We start from the raw sequence: 1537 nt of genomic DNA, 5'->3' as shown, positions 1-1537 counted from the left end.
AGTTCGGTAATGATTTGAATCCGGTTCGTGCCGGGATTGTTGATAAACCTGAAGATTACCGTTGGAACAGTATCGGCTATCATCTTCAGACGGATAACAAAGATGAATTTTTGTCTACAGATTTTGGTCTTGAGGCGTTTGGAATGCGTGATGCATCTGACAGATTGGAGGAATACCGCCGGTTTATATACGAGACGGGCGCTATGACGAAAAACAGAGCGGAGGCGATTCGTCAGGAAGTGGTGGAAAAAGAGCGGGAAAAGGATTTTAAAATCACCAGGACGGATCGGTTTCGGCTTCGGACCCGCCATTTTTGTGATTCAGGGATTATCGGCAGCAAGAGTTTCGTGAAGCGTCAGTATGATCAAGTGAAGCATTTGCTGAAATCGAAGAATGAGAAGACTAAAAATGGGGACAGGTACATAATGCTTGACTGTTGACTGTTGACTGTGGCTGAATGGCTTTGATTTTGCTTGTGGTGTCGCAGGGTGGTGTTATTGCTGAGGCTTGACACGAAGCCATCAATATCCTATGATACTCCTTATGAAAATTAGACAATTTCTAAAACTACTGAAAAGTCATGGTGCAGAAATAATTAAAGGACGAGGAAAAGGTGGACATGTACTGGTTTCGATGAACGGTAAGCAGACCACAGTACCCGTACATGTTACTGATTATGCACCGGAATTTCTTGATGACATCTGTAAACAGCTTGACACTCGATTGAAGGAGTTGCAGCCATGAAATTATCTTATCCAGTCACGATTAAAAATTATAGTGGAGGTCAGGTTGGTCTCTTCTGCGTTGATGTACCTGAAGCAGTGACCGCTGGGAATACGCCGCAGGAGGCAATTCATAATGCAGAAGATGCACTTGTTGTTGCCCTTTCCAGCTATACTGATCAGCAGCGTGATATACCAGTGCCATCGAAACCCGTGTCAGGGCAACAGGTAGTGTCTGTACCACCGTTGGCAGCCATGAAGCTGGCGGTTTATCAGGCTATGCGCACACAGGGAATAACCTTGCGTCAGTTATCAGAGCAAATTGGGTGCAATGAAAGGCAGATACGCCGACTTCTTGATATTACCTATGAATCAAAAGTGAGTCATGTTGAGGCTGCACTTTCGGCTCTTTCTTTGCGTGTGGCGGTGGATGTTGAGCCGATACCTTTTTCTGCTCTGGCGTTTGTAAGTTAAAAGTTAAGATAGCTTTCTGCTCTATGCTTTGTTTTTCAAAAACGTGAAAAAAAATCACGTTTTTTTAAGGTCACGCGTTAACAGCCAAAGCCCGTGTAATCTGGCTCAATCCCTGATTGACAAGCCCCAGACCCTCTTCAAGTTCGGACGGCTGGTTGGGGGCTGCGTAACAGTTACATTTCAAAGATGCTGAAATAACAGGATTTTTGAAATAGTGTCTGGCTGTAATTGAAGCCCACATCCATTTCCAGCCTGTTTCCGTAACCCTATACTATAGAATGACTTGCCATTCTGTTTTTTGATGGCGCCCCGAAGGATCAATTTTCTGACTTCATAGCGAA

The 1537-nt window shown here is 44.4% G+C and carries 3 protein-coding genes and 1 pseudogene; 3 read left to right on the top strand and 1 reads right to left on the bottom strand.

What is annotated here, in order from left to right; translation table 11 throughout:
- The 3 genes and pseudogenes from MTBBW1_RS28870 to MTBBW1_RS27140 all read left to right on the top strand — a co-directional run.
- Nucleotides 1–440, top strand: a pseudogene (locus tag MTBBW1_RS28870) (hypothetical protein); the annotation flags it as partial.
- A 103-nt stretch (nucleotides 441–543) separates the two neighbouring features.
- On the top strand, nucleotides 544–744 hold the full coding sequence (locus MTBBW1_RS27145; RefSeq protein ID WP_186441757.1) for a type II toxin-antitoxin system HicA family toxin: 201 nt from the start codon (nucleotides 544–546) through the stop codon (nucleotides 742–744).
- Nucleotides 741–1196, top strand: coding sequence for a type II toxin-antitoxin system HicB family antitoxin (locus MTBBW1_RS27140; RefSeq protein WP_080810120.1), 456 nt, complete (start codon nucleotides 741–743; stop codon nucleotides 1194–1196). The genes MTBBW1_RS27145 and MTBBW1_RS27140 overlap by 4 nt, the downstream gene beginning before the upstream one ends.
- Nucleotides 1197–1266: 70 nt before the next feature.
- Here the strand turns inward: MTBBW1_RS27140 and MTBBW1_RS28865 are convergent, their stop codons facing one another.
- A complete protein-coding gene (locus MTBBW1_RS28865; protein WP_186441756.1) occupies nucleotides 1267–1437 on the bottom strand; it encodes a hypothetical protein in 171 nt (56 codons plus the stop codon).
- Nucleotides 1438–1537: the final 100 nt, after the last annotated feature.

Source organism: Desulfamplus magnetovallimortis (assembly GCF_900170035.1).
GTDB lineage: Bacteria > Desulfobacterota > Desulfobacteria > Desulfobacterales > Desulfobacteraceae > Desulfamplus > Desulfamplus magnetovallimortis.
The sequence above is the reverse complement of the archived record's forward strand: the minus strand, read 5'-3'. Positions and strand labels throughout refer to the sequence as shown.